Origin of the sequence: Micromonospora sp. RTGN7, from assembly GCF_033804645.1 — a bacterium.
GTDB lineage: Bacteria > Actinomycetota > Actinomycetes > Mycobacteriales > Micromonosporaceae > Micromonospora.
This window is the reverse complement of sequence record NZ_JAPZLF010000003.1, coordinates 261882-283187: the sequence shown is the minus strand read 5'-3', so window position 1 is coordinate 283187 and position 21306 is coordinate 261882. Positions and strand designations below refer to the sequence as shown.

The following is a 21306-nucleotide window of genomic DNA, read 5'->3' as shown; positions in this document are numbered from 1 at the left end:
GCTCAGGCGAAGCGGTCGACGAGCGCGAAGAGTTCCTCGTCGCTGGCGATGTCGAGATCGTCGTCGGACGTGTCAGGGCCAGCCGCCGCCTCGGCTGTCTTCAGCAGTTCCCGCAGGCTCGTGGTGATTCGGTCGCGGGCCGCGTCGTCGGACGCCACCGACCCGATCGCCGGCTCCAGGCCGGCGAGACCGGCCAGGACGGAGTCGACCGGGGACACCTCGTCGACGGCGAGTGCGTCGCGCAGGTAACGGGCGAGGGCCTGCGCGTTCGGGTAATCGAAAACCAGGGTGGCCGGCAGCTTCAGGCCGGTCGCCTCGCGCAGCCGGTTGCGCAACTCCACCGACGTGAGCGAGTCGAACCCGGCGTCCTGGAACGCCCCGTCCGCCCGAACGGCAGCCGCTCCGGAGTGCCCGAGCACCACCGCGACCTGACTACGCACCAGGTCCAGGAGCAGTGCTTCCCGGTCGGCCGGGGCGAGCTCGGCGAGTCGACGCACCAGCCCGCCGTCCCCGCCGGATGCCGCCCGTGCCGACTGTCGGCCCACCCGGACCAGACCGCGCAACAGGTGCGGCACACCGCCGCCGGTCGCCGCGTCGGCACGGACCTCCCGCAGGTCCAGCTTGATCGGCACCAACAGCGCCTGCCCGGACGCCAGCGCGGCGTCGAACAGGTCCATGCCGTCGGCGGACCCGAGACCCAGGACTCCCCCACGCCCCTCGCGCCGGCTCATCCGATTCAGGGTGAGGTCGTCGATGGTGTCCGCCATGCCGGTGACCTGCTGCCACGGTCCCCAGGCCAGCGACAGCCCCGGTAGGCCCGCTGCCCTGCGGTGGGCCATCAAGCCGTCGAGGTACGCGTTCGCGGCCGCGTAACCGCCGCTGCCCGCGCCCATGAAGATCGACGATGCGGACGAGTACACGACGAACGCGTCGAGGTCGAGGTCACGGGTCAGCTCGTCCAGATGCCGCGCCGCGTCGACCTTCGGTGCGAACACCCGGGCCAGCTTCTCCGGGGTCAACGCCCCGACCACACCGGCGTCGAACACGCCCGCCGTGTGCACGACGGCGGTCGGACGCTGCTCCGCCAGCAGGGCCGCGACCTGCTCACGATCGGCCATGTCACAGGCCCGCACCGACACCTCCGCTCCCTGCTCGGTCAGCTCGGCGACCAAATCCGCCACCCCGTCGGCGTCCCGGCCCCGGCGGCTGGCCAGCACCAGGCGGCGCACACCGTGCCGGGTGACCAGGCGGCGGGCCGCGAGACCGCCCAACGACCCAGCACCCGAGACCAGCACCGTCGCGTCCGGACCGAACCGGGCGGGGGAATCCGCTGCCCGGCCGACGCGGGCGAGACGCGGCACGGACAGGGCCGTTCCGCGCGCCGCGACCTGCGGCTCACCACTGGCCAGCACCGCACCCAGCACTGCTTCCGGTCCGTCGCCGGCAGCGGGATCGAGGTCCAGCAGAACGACCCGGTCCGGGTGCTCGGTCTGGACGGCACGCACCAGGCCCCACACGGCCGACGCCGCCGGGTCGGTCACCACGCCGTCACCAGCAGGCATCGCACCCCGGGTGGCCACCACCAGCCGCGACTCGTCCAGTTCGGCTGCCGTCAGCCACGCCTGCACGACCGCCAGGACCCGCGACGTCACGGCCAGCGCGTCGCCGTCGCCGACCGCCGTCAGCACCGCCACCGCAGGCACGTCGGTCAGGGCAGCCACGTCGCCGGCGGTGGCCACCGCCACCCACGACGGCATGGGCTGCCCCGCCACCGGAGGCAGCTCGGTCCAGTCGACCTGGAACAGCGATTCGGATCCTGCCGTGTCCGGCTGCCCGGTGGGCACCGCGCGCAACACCAACGAGTCCATCGTCAGGACCGGGCCGCCGGTCTGGTCAGCGGCCTCGACGGTCATCGCCTCCGGGCCGTCCGGCGCGACCCGGACCCGCAACGCCGACGCGCCCACGGCGTGCAGCACGAGCCCGTTCCACGCGAACGGCATCACCGAACGCCCGCGTTGCTCGCCCGTCGCCGCCGCAGCCGCGGCGACGGTCCCGGTCTGCAGGGCCGCGTCCAGCAACGCGGGATGGATGCCGTACGCGGCGGCGTCCTCGCGGTGCTCGTCGGGCAGGGCGACCTCGGCGAAGACCTCCTCGCCCCGCCGCCACACCGTCCGCACCCCCTGGAACGCCGGCCCGTACGCGTAACCACGCTCCACCAGGTCGGTGTAGAAGTCCCCGACCTCGACCCGCTGCGCACCTGACGGCGGCCACGCCGTGAAGTCGAACCCGGTGCCGGTGCCGCTCGGCGTGGCCGACAGCAGACCCGTGGCGTGCCGCGTCCACACCTCGGCACCGTCCTCGCGCAGCGAGTACACGGCCACCGTGCGCACACCGTTGTCGTCCGCTCCGCCCACCGCGACCTGGACCCGGACCCCACCGTGCTCGGGCACCACCAGCGGCGCCTCCGTCACGAGTTCGTCCAGCACCGGGCACCCGACCTCGTCACCGGCCCGCAACGACAACTCGACCAGGCCGGTGCCGGGGAAGAGCACCACACCACCGATCGCGTGATCCGCCAGCCACGGATGCGACCGCAATGACAACCGCGAGGTGAACACCGCCCCGTCCGACTGCGGCAACCGCAGCACCGCGCTCAACAGGGGGTGATCCGTCGCCGACTGACCCAGCGACGCCGCGTCGGTCGACGACTCGGCCGACTGGAGCCAGTAGTGCTGGTGGTTGAAGGCATAGGTCGGCAGATCCACTCGTGCGGACGCCGCCCCGGCCGGCAGCATCGCCGTCCAGTCCACGGGGACACCACGGACGAAGATCTCAGCCATCGACGTGAGCAGCCGTCGCGGGCCACCGTCGTCGCGCCGCAAAGACCCCGTCACCAGGACATCGGCGTCGTCCACGATCTCGCTGATCGGCTGGACGAGCACCGGATGCGCGCTGACCTCGAGGAAGATCCCGAACCGCCGGCCGAGCAGGTCGGCCACCGCCGGGCCGAACCGGACCTGGTTGCGCAGGTTCCGGTACCAGTAATCACCGTCCACGACCCCGGCGTCGCGAATCCACTCACCGGTCACGGTCGAGTAGAACGGCACCACCGGTGCCTGCGCTGTGATCCCGGCCAGCGCCGTGGCCAGCGCGTCGCGGATGTCCTCGACCTGCCGGGAGTGCGACGCGTAGTCCACCGCCACCCGCCGCACCCGAACGCCCTGGCCCTCCAACGACTCGAGCACCTCGTCCAACGCCCGGGCAGCACCGGCGATCACCACCGACGACGGGCTGTTCACCGCCGCCACCTCGACCCGGTCCGCCCACGACGCCAACCGGGCGACCACGTCCTCCTCGCTCAATGCGACGGAGGCCATGCCACCGCGACCCGACAACGTCGCGGCGATGGCCTGGCTGCGCAGGGCCACCACCCGGGCGGCGTCCTCGAGGGAGAGGGCACCCGCTACACACGCCGCCGCGATCTCACCCTGCGAGTGGCCCAGCACAGCGTCGGGACGTACGCCCACCGACGCCCACACCGCCGCCAGGGCGACCATCACGGCGAAGCTGGCCGGCTGCAGCACGTCGACCCGGTCCAGCACGGCAGGATCGGTGTCGCCCCGCAGCACGTCCTCGAGCGACCAGTCGATCCACGGCTGCAACGCCGTCTCGCACTCGGCCACCCGCTGCGCGAAGACAGCCGAAGAGCTCAGCAGCTCGCGACCCATGCCGATCCACTGCGAGCCCTGCCCCGGGAACACCCACACCACTTTCCCGCGAGCGCCGACGCTGCCGGTCACCACACCGGTGGCGTCCTCGCCACGGGCAATCGCACTGAGCCCGGTCAGCGCCTCCTCGACCGAACCGGCCACCACGACCGCACGATCGTCGAGCACCGCCCGGCCCGACACCAACGCGCCGGCCACGCCCGCGAGCGGCATTCCGGCCTCCTCGACGAACGCGGCCAGCCGACCCGCCTGGCCGGCCAGGGACGCCGCGCTCCGAGCCGTCACGACCAGCGGCACCACACCGCCGGCCGCGATCTCGTCGGCGGGCTCCTCGGATCCCTCCTCGATGATCAGGTGCGCGTTCGTCCCGCTGACCCCGAACGACGACACACCGGCGCGACGCGGGTCTCCGTCGCGCGGCCACCGGCGTGCCTCGGTCAGCAGTTCCACCGCACCCTCGGACCAGTCCACCCCGGTGCTGGGCGCGTCGACGTGCAGGGTGGGCGGCATGATCCCGTGCCGCAACGCCTGCACCACCTTGATCACGCTCGCCACGCCCGCAGCCGCCTGCGCGTGGCCGACGTTCGACTTCAACGACCCCAGCCACAACGGCTTCCCGGGATCGCGGCCCTGCCCGTAGGTTGCCAACAACGCCTGCGCCTCGATCGGGTCTCCGAGGGACGTTCCGGTTCCGTGCCCCTCGACGACGTCCACCTCGGACGGCGACAGGCCGGCGTCGGCGAGCGCGCTGCGGATCACCCGCTGCTGCGACGGGCCGTTCGGCGCCGTCAACCCGTTCGACGCGCCATCCTGGTTGACCGCGCTGCCCCGCAACACCGCCAACACCCGGTGCCCGCGCTCACGCGCCACCGACAACCGCTCGAGGAGCACCAGGCCGACGCCCTCAGCCAGACCCATTCCGTCCGCGCCGTCCGCGTACGCCTTGCACCGCCCGTCCGCCGCCAACCCTCGCTGCCGCGAGAACACGACGAAGGAGTTGGGGCTCGACATCACCATCGTCCCGCCGGCGAGGGCCATCGAGCACTCACCCTGTCGCAACGCCTGCGCCGCGAGGTGGATCGCCACCAGCGACGACGAACACGCCGTGTCGATCGTGACCGCCGGACCCTCGAAACCGAACACGTACGACACCCGACCCGATGCCACGCTCGACGCCACCCCGGTGCCCGCGAAGCTCTGCATCTCCGGCCCGATCGGACCGGAACCGTAGCCCTGCGGGGCCGCGCCGACGAACACCCCCACGTCGTGTCCCTTCAACGACGTTGGGTCGACGGCGGCGTTCTCGAAGGCCTCCCACGAGGCTTCCAGCAGCAGCCGCTGCTGCGGATCCATGGCCAGCGCCTCACGCGGGGAGATCCCGAAGAACCCCGCGTCGAACAGCCCCGCCTCGTGCAAGAAACCGCCCTGGCTGACGTACGAGGTGCCCGAACGGTCCGGGTCCGGATCGAACAGGTTCTCCAGGTCCCAGCCCCGGTCGGCCGGGAAGCCCGACACCGCCTCCCGGCCTTCGGACACCAGCCGCCACAGGTCCGCGGGCCCGGCGACGCCACCGGGCAACCGGCAGGCCATCCCGACGATGGCGATCGGCTCCCGGGACGCGCCGAGGAGTTGGCGGTTCCGCTTCCTCAGCTCGCCGACCTCGGCCACCGACTTCCGCAGCGCCTCGACGACCCTCTCATACGACGCACTCACCAGAGGTCCCCAATCAGTCGGTAGCAGCTGTCGGGCCGCACGGGACTACTCACCGCCGAGCGCCAGTTCCACGAGGTCGTCGACATCCAGGTCGGCGATGGCCCGTTCGTCACCGGTCTCGTCACCGAGACCGCCGTCCGGCTCGCCCGTGGCGGCGAGTTTGAGCAGGGACTCGACCAGTCCCGCCGCTCGCAGCCGGGCCAGCGGGACCGACGCGAGGGCCTGTCGCAGCCGAGCCTCGTCCGCGTCGGCGGTGGGCGCGGCGTCGTCCGGGTGCAGTTGCGCTCGCAGGTGCCCGGCGATCACCAGCGGGGTCGGGTAGTCGAAGACCAGCGTCGGAGGCAGCTTCAACCCGGTCGCCTCACGCAACCGGTTGCGCAGCTCCACCGCCGTCAGCGAGTCGAACCCGGCATCCTTGAACGCCGTGTCCGCACGTACGTCCTCCGGACCCGCATGCCCGAGCACGACCGCGACCTGAGCACGAACCACGTCCAGGAGCAGTGCTTCCTGGTCGGCCGGCGGAAGCCCGGCGAGTCGGCGAACCAGGGTGTTGTCCGCCGTGGCCGCCGCCCGCGCCTGCTGCCGGCCCCGGCGAACCAGACCGCGCAGCAGCGCCGGCACCGCGCCACCGGCTGCCGCGTCCGCCGACAACGCCGCCGGGTCCAGCTTGATCGGCACCAGCAGCGCCTGGTCCAGGTGCAACGCGACGTCGAACATGTCCAGGCCCTCGGCCCGGGTCAGCTCCAGGACGCCGCCGCGGCTCGCCCGCGCGTGGTCGACGACGCTGAGGTCGGCGGCCATCCCGACGCTCCGCTCCCACAGGCCCCAGGCCAGCGACAGCCCCGGCAGTCCCGCCGCGCGCCGGTGGGCCATCGCCGCGTCCAGGAAGGCGTTCGCCGCCGCGTAACTGCCCTGACCGCCGCCGCCGACCACTCCCGCGACCGACGAGAACACGACGAAGGCGTCCAGGTCCATGCCCCGGGTCAGCTCGTCGAGGTGCCGCACGGCGTCGACCTTGGGTGCGAACACGCTGGCCACCCGTTCCGGGGTCAGCCCGCCGATCATCGCGTCATCGAACACACCGGCCGTGTGCACGACACCGGTCAACCGGTGCTCGGCCAGCAGGGCCGCGACCTGATCCCGGTCGGACACGTCGCAGGCCACCACCGACACCTCCGCGCCCTGCTCGGACAGGTCGGCGACCAACTCGGTCATCCCCTCGGCCGCCGAGCCCCGGCGACTGGCCAACACCAGCTGCCGCACACCGTGCCGAGTCACCAGGTGCCGGGCCACCAGGCTGCCCAACGCGCCAGCCCCCGAGACCAGAACCGTCCCCTCCGGGCCGAAGACGGCCGGGCCGTCCTGGAGCTGGCCGATGGTCCGGGCGAGTCGAGGAACGGAGAGTGTGGTCCCGCGTACGGCGAGCTGCGGCTCACCGGCCGCCAGCACCAGATCCGCACCGCCGTCGGAGGCGGGGTCGGCGTCCAGCAGGACGATCCGGTCCGGGTTCTCGGCCTGGGCGGAACGGATCAGCCCCCACACCGCTGCGGCCGCCGGGTCGGTCACCAGGTGATCGCCACCTGCGGATACGGCGCCGCGGGTCCGCACGACCAGGCGCACCTCCTCGAGCTGGGGCGCGATCAGCCACGCCTGTACGACCTCCAGCACCCGGGACGTCACCGCGAGCGGACCGTCGCTGCCGCCGGCGTCGACGACCGCCACCGGCGGCACGTCGCCACCCTGGACCAGCGCCGTCACGTCATCGGCCGTGGACACCGGCGCCCACGACGACACGGGCTCGGCGGCAGTCGCGGGCAGTTCGGCCCAGTCCACCCGGAACATCGCATCCCGGATGCTTCGTGCCGCGGCCCCGAGCTGCGCCGCCGACACCGGGCGGGACACCAGCGAGTCCATCGTCAGCACCGGCCCACCGGTCTCGTCGGCTGCCTCGACGGAGAGCGCCTCCGCCCCGTGCCGCGCGAGCCGCACCCGCAGCGCCGCGGCACCCGCAGCGTGCAGCACGAACCCGTTCCACGCGAACGCCAGCACCGCCTCGCCCGGCTCCTGCCCCGTGGCGCCGGCCGTGGCGGCCTGCAACGCGGCGTCCAGCAATGCCGGGTGGACACCGAACCGGCCCGCCTCCGCTCGCAGGTCCTCGGGGAGGGCGGCCTCGGCGAACACCTCGTCGCCCCGCCGCCATACCGCGCGCAGGCCCTGGAACGCGGGGCCGTAGCCGTAGCCGCGCTCAGCCAGGTCGGTGTAGAAGTCCTCGACGTCGATCGGCTCCGCGTCCCGGGGCGGCCAGACGGTGAAGTCGAACTCGGTGCCGCTGCCGCTCGGTGCCGCCGACAGCACGCCGGTGGCGTGGCGTGTCCACGCACCCGTGCCGCCGTCACGTCGGGAGAACACCTCGACCGTGCGTGTGCCGCCTGCGCCCGGTCCGCCGAGGGCGACCTGCAGCCGCACCCCGCCCTGCTCCGGCACCACCAGCGGTGCCTCGATCACCAACTCGTCCAGCACCGAGCACCCGGTCTCGTCGCCGGCCCGCACGGCCAGCTCGACCAGCCCGCTGCCGGGGAGGATCACGACCCCGCCGACCGCGTGATCGGCGAGCCACGGATGCGACCGCACCGACAGCAGGGACGTGAACACCAGGCCGTCCGACTGCGGCAGGTGCACCACCGCACCCAGCAGCGGGTGGTCGGCCGCGGTCTGTCCCAGCGACGTCGCGTCGGTGGCCGACCCGGTCGGCTGCCGCAGCCAGTAGTGCCGGTGGTCGAAGGCGTAGGTCGGCAGCTCGACCCGTCCTGCCACCGGGGGCAGCACGCCGTTCCAGTCCACCGCCACGCCCCGGACGAACAACTCGGCCATCGAGGTCAGCAGCCGCCGCAGGCCACCGTCGTCGCGCCGCAACGACCCGGTCACCACGACATCGGCGTCGTCCACGATCTCGCTGATCGGCTGGACCAGTACCGGATGGGCACTGATCTCCACGAACACGCCGTGGTCCTGGCCGATGAGATCGGCGACGGCTGGCCCGAACCGCACCTGATTACGCAGGTTCCGGTACCAGTACCCGCCGTCCACGACCCCGGCGTCACGGATCCACTCGCGGGTCACCGTCGAGTAGAACGGCACCGTCGGAGCCTTCGCGCGCACCTCCGCCAGCGTCTCGGCGAGCAGGTCGTGGATCGTCTCCACCTGGGAGGTGTGCGAGCCGTAGTCGACCGCCACCCGTCGCACCCGGACGCCGTCACCCTCCATCGACGCGAGCGCCTCGTCCAAAGCCCGGGCGTCGCCCGCGATCACCACCGAGGTGGGGCTGTTGAGCGCGGCGACCTGCACCCGGTCCGCCCACGGCGTCAACCGCGCGGCCGCCTCGTCCTCACTCAGGGCGACCGAGGCCATTCCGCCACGCCCGGACAGCTCCGTGGCGATGGCCTGGCTGCGCAACGCCACCACCCGTGCCGCGTCCTGCAGCGACAGCGCACCCGCCACGCAGGCAGCGGCGATCTCACCCTGGGAGTGACCGACAACGGCGTCCGGCCGCAGCCCGTACGACCGCCACACCGCGGCGAGGCCGACCATCATCGCGAAGCTGGCCGGCTGCAGCACGTCGACCCGGTTCAGCACCTCGGGCTCGGCCTCGCCGCGCAGCACGTCGATCAGCGACCAGTCCACCCATGGCGCCAACGCGGCCGCGCACTCGGCGATCCGTTCGGCGAAGACCGGAGACGAATCCAGCAGCTCGCGGCCCATCCCGGCCCACTGCGTCCCCTGGCCCGGGAACACCCACACGACCTTGCCCGGCGAGCCCGCCCTGCCGGCGATCACACCGGCCGCGTCCGCGCCGCGAGCCAACGCCGCGAGCCCGGTCGTCGCCTCGACCCGGGAGTCCGCCACCACCACGGCGCGCTCGGTCAGCGCAGCCCGACCGGACACCAGCGCCGCGGCCACGCTCGCCAGCGGCGCGTCGGCGCCCTCGAGGTGCGCCACCAGCCGACCGGCCTGGAGCGCCAACGAGGCGGCGCTCCGTGCGGACACCACGAGGGGCAGCACGTACGGGGATTCGGCCTCTCCTGGGTCGGGTGTGACGTCCTGCGGCGGCGCTTCCTCCAGAATGAGGTGCGCGTTCGTGCCGCTGACGCCGAACGCGGACACCCCGGCCCGACGCGGATGGCCGTTCCGAGACCAGTCGCGCGCCTCCGTCAGCAGCTCGACCGCGCCGACGGACCAGTCGACCTCGGAGGTGGGCGCGTCCACGTGCAGCGTCGCCGGCAACACCCCGTGCCGCAGCGCCTGCACCATCTTGATCACGCCGGCCACACCGGCGGCAGCCTGCGCGTGACCGATGTTCGACTTCAACGACCCCAGCCACAACGGCTGCCCGGGTTCACGGTCCTGGCCGTAGGTGGCCAGCAGCGCCTGCGCCTCGATCGGGTCGCCCAGGGCGGTGCCGGTGCCGTGGGCCTCCACCACGTCCACATCGGTGAACGCCAGTCCGGCGTTGGCCAGGGCCCGGCGGATCACCCGCTGCTGCGACGGACCGTTCGGCGCCGTCAGGCCGTTCGACGCGCCGTCCTGGTTCACCGCGCTGCCCCGGAGCACCGCCAGGATCGGGTGCCCGCGCTCCCGCGCCACCGACAGGCGTTCGAGGACCACCACGCCGACGCCCTCGGCCCAGCCGGTGCCGTCGGCAGCGGCGGCAAACGCCTTGCAGCGCCCGTCGACGGCGAGACCCCGCTGCCGGGAGAACTCGACGAAGGCACCTGGATTCGCCATGACCGTCGCACCGCCGGCCAGCGCCATCGAGCACTCGCCCTGCCGCAACGCCTGCGCGGCCAGGTGGATGGCCACCAGCGAGGACGAACAGGCCGTGTCGATCGTGATCGCGGGCCCCTCGAAGCCGAACACGTACGACACCCGACCGGACGCCACGCTCGACGACCCGCCGGTGCCCGCGAAACCCTCCAGTTCCGGCGTGACCACGCTGGCCCCCGGCGCGACGTAGCCCTGGCCGAAGACGCCGGTGAACACACCGACATCGGTGCCCTTCAACGAGGTGGCGTCCAGCCCGGTGGCCTCCAGCGCCTCCCACGACGTCTCGAGCAGCAACCGCTGCTGCGGGTCCATCGCCAGCGCCTCACGTGGCGAGATCCCGAAGAACCCGGCGTCGAAGAGCCCCGCCTCGTGCAGGAAGCCGCCCCGGCTGGTGTACGACGTGCCCGGACGCTCCGGGTCGGGGTCGAACAGGCCCTCCAGGTCCCAGCCGCGGTCGGTGGGGAATCCGGACACCGCGTCCCGGCCGTCGGCCACCAACCGCCACAGGTCCTCCGGTCCGGCCACCCCGCCGGGTAGCCGGCACGCCATGCCCACGATGGCGATCGGCTCGTCGGGATCGGCGAGCACGATCGGCGGCGCGATCGACGTCGGCGCGGCGTCACCCAGTTCGTCGCGCAGGTGGCGGGCGAGGGCCTGTGGGCTCGGATGGTCGAACACCAATGTGGCGGGCAGCTTCAAGCCGGTCGCCTCCCGCAGCCGGTTACGCAGCTCCACCGACGTCAACGAGTCGAACCCGGCATCCTTGAACGCCCCGTCCGCCCGAACAGCCCCCGCACCCGAATGCCCGAGCACCGCCGCAACCTGACCACGCACCAGATCCAGCAACAGCGTCAGCTGATCCGCCGCGGTGAGCCCGGCCAGCCGCTCGGAGAGCCGGCCGCGTGCCCCGCCGGTGCCACCGCCCGAGCGCGCCTGCCGCCGGCCGGCACGGACCAGGCCGCGCAGCATGTGCTGCACCACGCCACCGGCCGAGGCGTCGGCGCGGACCAGGCGCAGATCAAGCTTGGCGGGCACCAGCAACGCCTGCTCCGTCCCGAGGGCGGCGTCGAACAGATCCATGCCCTCGTCCTGCGTCATCAGCTGAAGTCCGCCGCGCCGGTTCATCCGGGCCCTGGTCAACTCGTCGGTGCCGGCCGCCATACCGGCGGTCTGGTCCCACAGGCCCCACGCCAACGACAACCCGGGCAGACCCAGTGACCGGCGGTGGGCCATCAGGCCGTCCAGGAACGCGTTGGCCGCCGCGTAACTGCCGCTGCCGGCACCCATGAAGACCGCCGACACCGATGAGTAGACGACGAACGCTGAGAGATCCAGATTGCGGGTCAACTCGTCGAGATGCCGCACCGCATCCACCTTCGGCGCGAACACCCGGGCCAGCTTCTCCGGGGTCACGGTCTCGATCACGCCCGCGTCCAGGACACCGGCCGTGTGTACGACAGCGGTCGGGCGATGCTCCGCCAGCAGGGCCGCCACCTGATCCCGATCGGACAGGTCACAGGCTGCCACCGACACGTCCGCGCCCTGCTCGGACAGCTCGGCGACCAACTCGGTCACCCCCTCGGCGGCCGCACCCCGACGACTTGCCAACACCAGACGCCGTACGCCATGACGTGTCACCAGATGCCGGGACGCCAGTGCGCCCAACGCGCCGGCCCCCGAGACCAACACCGTCCCCTCCGGGCCGAAGGCGGCAGGCGCATCGGCGGTCGGGGCGGCGCGGGCGAGGCGCGGCACCGAGAACGTCGTGCCGCGCACCGCGATCTGCGGCTCTCCACTGGCCAGCACCCGGCCGAGCACGGTTTGCGTACCCTCGCCGGCGGCCAGGTCCAGGTCCAAGTCCAGCAGGACGATCCGGTCCGGGTTCTCGCCCTGCGCGGCGCGCACCAGACCCCACACCGCGGCCGCAGCCGGATCCGTCACCACGCCGTTGCCAGCGGGCACCGCACCGTGGGTCACGACCACCAGCCGCGACTCCTCCAGTCCCGATCCGGACAGCCAGGCCTGTACGACCTCGAGCACCCGCGAGGTCAACGCCAGCGCGTCGTCCGCACCGGCCGCCTCCAGTACGACCGCCGCGGGTACCTCGGTCAGGGCAGCCACGTCGTCGGCGCCGGCGACCACCACCCACGACGCAGCCGTCGCCTCCGCGACATCGGCCAGCTCCGCCCAGTCCACCTGGAAGAGGGAATCGGCGCGCACCGGGTCCGTTCCGGCGGCACCCCACCGCTCGGCGGGCACCGCCCGGAACCCGAGCGAGTCTGCGGTCACGACCAGGCCACCGGTCTCGTCGACCGCGTCCAGCGACACGGTGTCGGCACCGCCGGGCGCCAGCCGCACCCGTAGCATCGACGCGCCCACGGCGTGCAGCACCAGTCCGCGCCAGTCCAGCGGCAGCCGCAGCTCCGGCCCGTCCGCGCTCGCCGTCAGCAGGGCCGGGTGCAGGGCCGCGTCCAGCAACGCGGGGTGGATGCCGAACCTGGCCGCCTCCGCGCTCCGCTCCTCGGGCAGGGCGACCTCGACGAACACCTCCTCACCACGCTGCCAGACCGCCCGCACCGCCTGGAACGACTGCCCGTACGTGTGACCACGCTCGGCCAGGTCGACGTAGAGCTCCTCGATGTCGACCGGGCGCGCACCGGGAGGCGGCCAGGCAGCGAAGTCGAACCGGTCCGGTGCCGCGGACGGGTGCGACAGCACGCCGGTGGCGTGTCGCGTCCACGCGTCCGCCGAGGTGTCCTCGCGCAGCGAGTAGATGTCCACCGTGCGCGAGCCGTTCTCGCCGGGCCCGCTCAGGGCGACCTGCACGCGCACGCCACCGTGCTCGGGGAGGACGAGCGGGGTCTCGATCACCAGTTCGTCGAGGACCGGGCACCCGGCTTCGTCACCGGCTCGCACGGCCAGTTCGACCAGCCCGGCACCCGGGACGACCACGACGCCGGCGATCGCGTGTTCTGCCAGCCACGGGTGCGACCGCACCGACATCCGTGCGGTGACGACCAACCCGTCAGACTGCGGCAGCCGCACGACCGCGCCGAGCATCGGGTGATCGGCGCCGGCCACTCCCAGCGACGGCGCATCCGCCGCCACGGCCGGCTGCAACCAGTAGTGCCGGTGATCGAAGGCGTACGTCGGCAGGTCCACCCGCCCGGTGACCGGTGGCAGCACACCGTCCCAGTCCACCGCCACACCGCGGACGAAGAGCCCGGCCATCGACGTCAACAGCCGCCGCACACCACCGTCGGCGCGCCGCAACGTGCCGGTCACCACGACGTCGGCCTCGGCGCCGTCGACGACGTCGGTGATCGGCTGGACCAGCACCGGATGCGCGCTCACCTCCACGAACACCCCGTGCCCCTGGCCGATCAGGTCGGCGACGGCCGGGCCGAACCGCACCTGGTGGCGCAGGTTCCGGTACCAGTAGTCGCCGTCCAGGACTCCGGCGTCCTGGATCCACCCACCGGTGAGCGTGGAGTAGAAGGGCACGACCGGCGCCTGCGCGTTGATCCCGGTCAACTCCTCGACCAGCCGGTCCTCGATGTCCTCCACGTGCCAGGTGTGCGACGCGTAGTCCACCGCCACCCGCCGGCCGGAGAGCGCATCCACGGCCTCGGCCAGCGCTTCGGCGTCCCCTGCGATCACTACCGAGGAGGGTCCGTTGACTGCGGCGACCTCGACCCGACCGGCCCACGGAGCCAACCGCTCAGCCGCCTCGTCCAGGCTCAGGGCAACCGACGCCATGCCGCCACGTCCGGACAACTCCGCGGCGATGGCCTGGCTCCGCAACGCCACGACTCGAGCCGCGTCCTCGAGCGACAACGCGCCCGCCACACAGGCCGCGGCGATCTCGCCCTGCGAATGGCCGAGCACCGCGTCGGGGACAACTCCCACCGAGGCCCACACGGCCGCCAGGCCCACCATCACGGCGAAGCTGGCCGGCTGCAGCACGTCGACCCGGTCCATCATCTCGGGGTCGGTACCACCGCGGAGCACGTCCACCAGGGACCAGTCGATCCACGGCTCCAACGCGGTGACGCACTCGGTGATTCGCTCGGCGAAGACCGGGGACGAATCCAGCAGTTCCCGGCCCATGCCGACCCACTGCGTTCCCTGGCCCGGGAACACCCACACCAGTTTCCCCCACGCGCCCGCGCTGCCGGTCACCACACCGGCCGCGCTCTCGCCGCGGGCCAGCGCCCCGAGCCCGGCCAGCGCCTCCTCGGCCGAGCCCGCCACCACCACGGCGCGATCGCCCAGCACCGCTCGGGTCGACAGCAGGGCGCCCGCCACCCGACTCAGCGACAACTCGCCGGCGCCCTCGAGGAACGCCGCCAGCCGACCCGCCTGACCCGCCAGGGAACCGGCGCTACGGGCCGACACCACCAGCGGCAGCACGCCCTCGGGCCCGTCCTGCGCCGCGACGGCCGGGACGTCCTCGGCCGGCGCCTCCTCGATGATCATGTGTGCGTTCGTGCCGCTGATTCCGAACGACGACACACCCGCCCGACGCGGACGGCCGTTTCGCGACCAGTCCCGCGCCTCGGTCAGCAACTCGACAGCACCGACGGACCAGTCGACCTGGTTCGTGGGCTCGGCCACGTGCAGCGTGGGCGGCAGAACGCCGTGCCGCAGCGCCTGCACCATCTTGATCACGCTCGCCACGCCCGCGGCCGCCTGAGTGTGACCGATGTTCGACTTCAACGAGCCCAGCCACAACGGCCGTTCCGTGTCGCGGTTTCGGCCGTAGGTGGCCAGCAATGCCTGTGCCTCGATCGGATCGCCCAGCGCGGTGCCCGTTCCGTGCGCCTCGATCACGTCCACGTCGGACGGGGCCAGTCCGGCGTTCGCCAGTGCGCTGCGAATCACCCGCTGCTGTGACGGACCGTTCGGCGCGGTCAGCCCGTTGGAAGCGCCGTCCTGGTTCACCGCACTACCCCGGAGCACGGCCAGGACCGTGTGCCCACGTTCCCGCGCCACCGACAGCCGTTCGAGGACCACCACGGCGACGCCCTCGGAGAGCACCGTGCCGTCCGCGTCCGAGGAGAAGGCCTTGCACCGTCCGTCCTCCGCCAACCCTCGCTGCCGGGACATGCCGAGCACACCGATCGGCGATCCCATCACGGCAACCCCGCCGGCCAGCGCCATCGAGCACTCGCCCTGCCGCAACGCCTGCGCGGCCAGATGCATCGCCACCAGCGACGACGAGCACGCCGTGTCGACGGTCATCGCGGGGCCCTCGAGACCGAACACGTACGACACCCGGCCCGACGCCACGCTGCCGGCCGTGGCGGTCGTGACGAAGCCCTCGAGTTCTGCCGGCATGTTGCTCAGCGATTCGAGGTAATCGTGGATAGAGACGCCGGAGAAGACGCCGATGTCCTTTCCGTGCACCGTGGTCGGGTCGACGCCCGCCCGCTCCAGGGCCTCCCACGAGGCCTCGAGCAGCAACCGCTGCTGCGGGTCCATCGCCAACGCCTCACGCGGCGAGATCCCGAAGAACCCGGCGTCGAACAGGCCAGCGCCCTGAAGGAAGCCACCCTGACGCGTGTACGACGTACCCGGGCTGTCCGGGTCGGGGTCGAAGAGGCCGTCGAGATCCCAGCCGCGGTCATCGGGGAAGGACGACATCCCCTCCCGCCCCTCGAACACCATCCGCCACAGATCGTCGGGATCCACGACGCCACCGGGCAACCGGCACGCCATCCCCACGATCGCGATCGGCTCGTCAGGATCGGCGACCACGGCGACCGTGGTCACGGTGGTCGCCACCGTGTCGCCCAATTCGTCACGCAGGTAACCGGCCAGCGCCACCGGGGTGGGGTAGTCGAAGACCAGCGTGGCGGGCAGTTTCACGCCGGTCGCCGCGCTCAGCCGGTTGCGCAGCTCGACCGCGGTCAGGGAGTCGAACCCGATCTCGGTGAAACTGCGGGTGCCCTGCGCCAGCTCGGGCCCACTGAAGCCCAGCACGCCGGTCGCCTCGGCCTGGACGATGCCCACCAGGATCTTCTCCTGCTCGTCCGGGGCCAGCCCGGCGAGCCGGCGGACCAGTCCGCCGCTGTCACCGGCCGAGGCGCGCGCCGCGCGCCGACCCACCCGGACCAGGCCGCGCAGCAGGTGCGGGACGTCCCCGCCGGCCGCGGCCTGGGCGCGCAACGCCTTCAGGTCCAGCTTGATCGGCACCAGCAGCGCCTGGTCGGCGTGCAGGCCGATGTCGAACAGGGCGACGCCTTCGGCAGGGGTCATCGCCAGGACACCGCCGCGGCTCATCCGCGCCTGGTCGACGGCGCTGAGGCGGGACGTCAGGCCGGTGGTCTGCTCCCACAGGCCCCACGCCAACGACAACCCCGGCAGCCCCGCCGCCCTGCGGTCCGCCATCACCCCGTCCAGGAACGCGTTCGCCGCGGCGTAGTTGCCCTGACCGGCGGAGCCCATGAGCGCGGCGGCCGACGAGAACACGACAAAGGCGTCGAGATCCGAGCCACGGGTCAGGTCGTCGAGGTGCCGCACCGCGTCCACCTTGGGCGCGAACACCCCGGAGAGCCGCTCGGGGGTCAACGCGCCGATCACGCCGTCGTCCAGGACACCCGCCATGTGCACGACACCTGTTGGGCGGTGCTCGGCCAGCAGGGCCGCGACCTGATCCCGGTCGGACACGTCGCAGGCCACCACCGACACCTCCGCGCCCTGCTCGGACAGGTCGGCGACCAACTCCGCCACCCCCTCGGCGGCCGAACCCCGCCGACCGGCCAGCACCAGACGGCGTACACCGTGCCGGGACAGCAGATGCCGGGCGATCACCGCGCCCAACGACCCGGTGCCACCCGTGATCAGCACCGGCCCTTCCGGACGAAACACGGCGGGTGCGTCCGGCACCTGGCCGCCGGCATGGGCCAGGCGGGGCACGAAGAGGGTTGTCCCACGCACCGCGAGCTGCGGTTCGCCGCCGGCCAGCGCCGCCCCCAGCATCGGCTCCGCTCCGGTGGGGCCGGTGTCGATCAGGACGATCCGGTTCGGGTTCTCGGCCTGGGCGGCCCGGACCAGACCCCAGACCGCCGCACCGGCGGGATCGCTCACCACGCCGTCACCCGCGGGCGTCGCGCCACGGGTCACGACCACCAGCCGCGAGTCCTCCAGCCCGTCGCCGGTCAGCCATGCCTGCACGACCGCGAGCACCCGCGTGGTCAACGCCAGCGGCCCGTCGTCGCCGCCGACAGCGTGCAGGACGGCCGCCGACGCATCGGCCGTACTCCGCGTCAGGGCCGCCACGTCCTCCGCCGTGGCCACCGGCGCCCAGGACGGTACGGGCTCCCCGGCCACCGGGGGCAGCTCGGCCCACTCCACCCGGAACAGCGAGTCGCGGCTCTCCTGCGCCGCCGTCTCCAACTGTTCGGCGGAGACCGGCAGCGACACGAGCGAGTCCATCGTCACGACCGGGGCCCCGGTGTCGTCGGCGGCCTGGAACGACAACGCGTCCGGGCCGCACGGCGCGACCCGCACGCGTAGCGCCGACGCACCCACGGCGTGCAGCACCAGCCCGTTCCACGCGAACGGCAGCACCTGGCGGTCGTCGTCCGGGTTGGCGAAGGCGTTGGTGTGCAGGGCGGCGTCCAGCAGCGCCGGGTGGATGCCGAACCTGCCGGCATCCTCCCGCTGGTCGTCGGGGAGCGCGACCTCGGCGAACACCTCATCGCCGCGCCGCCACACCGCGCGCAACCCCTGGAACGCGGGCCCGTACGCGTAACCCCGCTCGACGAGGTCGGAGTAGAAGTCCTCGATGTCGACCTGCCGCACGCCCCGCGGCGGCCACGCGGTGAAGTCGAATCCCGTTCCCGGTGTCGTCGGCGTGGTCGACAGCAGCCCCATGGCGTGCCGCGTCCACACCTCCGTGCCATCCTCGCGGAGCGAGTACACGGCAACCGGGCGCGACCCGGTCTCCCCCGGTCCACCGACCGCGACCTGGAGCCGTACCCCGCCGTGCTCGGGCAGCACCAGCGGCGCCTCGATCACGAGTTCTTCCAGGACGCCGAAGCCGAACTCGTCACCCGCCCGTACCGCGAGATCGACGTACACCGTGCCGGGAATGAGCACCACACCGCCGATCGCGTGGTCAGCGAGCCACGGGTGCGACCGCAACGACAGACGCGAGGTGAAGACCAGCCCGTCGGACTGCGGCAGCGGCACCACCGCGCCGAGCAGCGGGTGATCGGCCCCCACCAGCCCCAGCGACGCCGCGTCGACGGCCGACTCGGCCATCCGGAGCCAGTAGTGCTGGTGGTCGAACGCGTAGGTCGGGAGGTTGACGCGCGCGGAGGTCGCCCCGCCGGGCAGAATCCCGGCCCAGTCCAGCGCGACACCCCGGACGAAGAGCTCGGCCATCGACGTCAACAGGCGCCGCAGGCCGCCCTCGTCGCGCCGCAGCGACCCCGTCACCACGACGTCGGAACCGGTGCGGTCGACGATCTCACTGATCGGCTGGACCAACACCGGATGGGCGCTGATCTCGACGAACACGCCGTGCCCCTGTGCGAGCAGGTCCGTGACCGCCGGCCCGAACCGCACCTGGCTACGCAGGTTGCGGTACCAGTAGCCACCGTCCACGATCCCGGCGTCCCGGATCCACCCACCGGTCACCGTCGAGTAGAACGGCACCCTCGGCGCCTGCGCCTCGATCCCGGCCAACGCCTCGGCGAGGGTGTCGCGAACATCCTCCACATGCCGGGTGTGCGAGGCGTAGTCCACCGCCACCCGCCGCACCCGAACACCCTGGTCGTCCAGGACGTCGAGCGCCTCGTCGAGCGCCTCGGCGTCACCCGCGATCACCACCGACGAGGGCCCGTTCACGGCCGCCACCTCGACCCGGCCCGTCCACGGCGCCAACCGTTGCGCCGCCTCGTCCTGGCTCAGCGCGACCGATGCCATGCCGCCGCGTCCGGAGAGCGTCGCGGCGATGGCCTGGCTGCGCAACGCCACCACCCGCGCCGCGTCTGCCAACGACAGCGCACCCGCCACACACGCGGCGGCGATCTCACCCTGGGAGTGGCCGACCACGGCGTCGGGAGCAACTCCCACCGACGCCCACACCGCCGCCAGACCCACCATCACGGCGAAGCTCGCCGGCTGGAGCACGTCGACCCGATCCATCAACCCCGGCTCGGCGTCGCCACGCAGCACGTCCACCAACGACCAGTCGACCCACCGCTCCAACGCGGCCGCACACTCCGAGATCCGCTCCGCGAACACGGGAGAGGTGTCCAGCAGTTCGCGGCCCATTCCGGCCCACTGCGTGCCCTGGCCCGGGAACATCCACACGACCTTGCCCGGCGTACCCGAGCCGGTCACCAGGCCGGGCGCGGTCTCGCCGCGAGCCAGTGCGCCCCACCCGGCCGATGCCTCGTCGGCCGAGCCCGCCACCACCACGGCGCGCTCACCCAGCACGGCCCGGCCCGCCACCAGCGCCCCGGCCACGTGCGCCAGCGGCACCTCAGCGGCACCCTCGAGGAACGCCGCCAGCCGACCCGCCTGTGCTGCCAGCGAAACGGCGGTGCCGGCCGACACCACCAACGGAACGACCCCGGTGGGCGTCACCTCCGCCGGGACCGGCGTCGTCTCGTCCTGCGGCGCTTCTTCCAGGATCAGGTGCGCGTTCGTGCCGCTGGCGCCGAACGCGGACACCCCGGCCCGACGCGGATGACCGTTGAGCGGCCACTGTCGTGCCTCGGTCAGCAACTCCACCGCACCGGCGCTCCAGTCCACCTGGGGCGTGGGCGCGTCGACGTGCCGGGTCGCCGGGAGGACCTCGTGCCGCAGCGCCTGCACCGTCTTGATCACCGCGGCCACGCCGGATGCGGCCTGCGTGTGCCCGATGACGGACTTGACCGAGCCGAGCCACAGCGGCTGCCGTGGGTCCCGGCCCTGCCCGTACGTGGCCAGGAGCGCCTGAGCCTCGATCGGGTCACCCAGCACCGTGCCCGTACCGTGCCCCTCGACCGCGTCCACCTCTGACGGGGACAGGCCGGCGGCGGCCAGCGCACTGCGGATCACCCGCTGCTGCGACGGACCGTTCGGCGCGGTCAGGCCGTTCGACGCGCCGTCCTGGTTCACCGCGCTGCCGCGGATCACCGCCAGCACCTGGTGCCCGCGCTCCCGGGCCACCGACAGGCGCTCCAGCAGCAGTACGCCGACCCCCTCGGCCCACCCGGAACCGTCGGCGCCCGCCGCGTAGGACTTGCAGCGTCCGTCGAAGGCGAGCCCGCGCTGACGCGCGAAGCCGACGAACCCGCCCGGCGTCGCCATCACCGTCGCGCCGCCGGCCAGCGCCATCGAACACTCTCCCCGGCGCAGCGCCTGTGCGGCCAGGTGGATGGCCACCAGCGACGACGAGCACATGGTGTCGACGGTCACCGCGGGCCCTTCGAGCCCGAGGGTGTACGCGACCCGGCCGGAGGCGACACCGCCCGCGGTGCCCAGGGCGCGCTCCAGGCTGAGGAACCCCTCGAACCCGCTGAGGTCGGGCGCGTAGTCCTGGTGCACGATCCCGGCGAAGACGCCGATGTCGCTGCCCCGTACCGAGTGCGGGTCGATGCCGGCGCGCTCGAAGGTCTCCCAGGACACCTCGAGCAGCTGCCGCTGTTGCGGGTCCATCGCCAGGGCCTCACGCGGCGAGATGCCGAAGAAGGCGGCATCGAACTGCGCGGCGTCGTGCAGGAAGGCGCCCTCCCGGACGTACGTGGTGCCGGGGTTGTCCGGGTCCGGGTGGTAGAGGCCCTCCAGATCCCAGCCGCGGTCGGTGGGAAAACCCGTGTAGACGTCAGTGCCCTCGGTCAGCACCCGCCACAGGTCCTCAGGGCCGCGGATGCCCCCGGCGTAGCGGCAGGCCATGGAGACGATCGCGATGGGCTCCGCGGCTGCCGCCACGAGGGAGCTGTTCTCCTGCTGAAGCCGGGCGGTCTCCTTCAGCGAGGCACGCAGTGCCTGGACGATCTGGTCGTCTGGCGCCGACATAACTCATCCTCCACGATTCGTTCAC

General features: G+C 72.9%; 2 protein-coding genes. Both read right to left on the bottom strand.

All coding sequences use genetic code 11. The annotated features are described in order from the left end of the window. Positions 1-2: 2 nt before the first annotated feature. The gene (locus tag SNR22_RS06555; protein WP_320065553.1) at positions 3-5441 is read right to left on the bottom strand and encodes a polyketide synthase; all 5439 of its coding nucleotides are present in this window, start codon (positions 5439-5441) and stop codon (positions 3-5) included. 45 nt (positions 5442-5486) lie between these two features. After that, positions 5487-21281, bottom strand: a complete 15795-nt coding sequence (locus tag SNR22_RS06550) for a type I polyketide synthase (protein WP_320065552.1) — start codon at positions 21279-21281, stop codon at positions 5487-5489. Between the last annotated feature and the right edge of the window lie 25 nt (positions 21282-21306).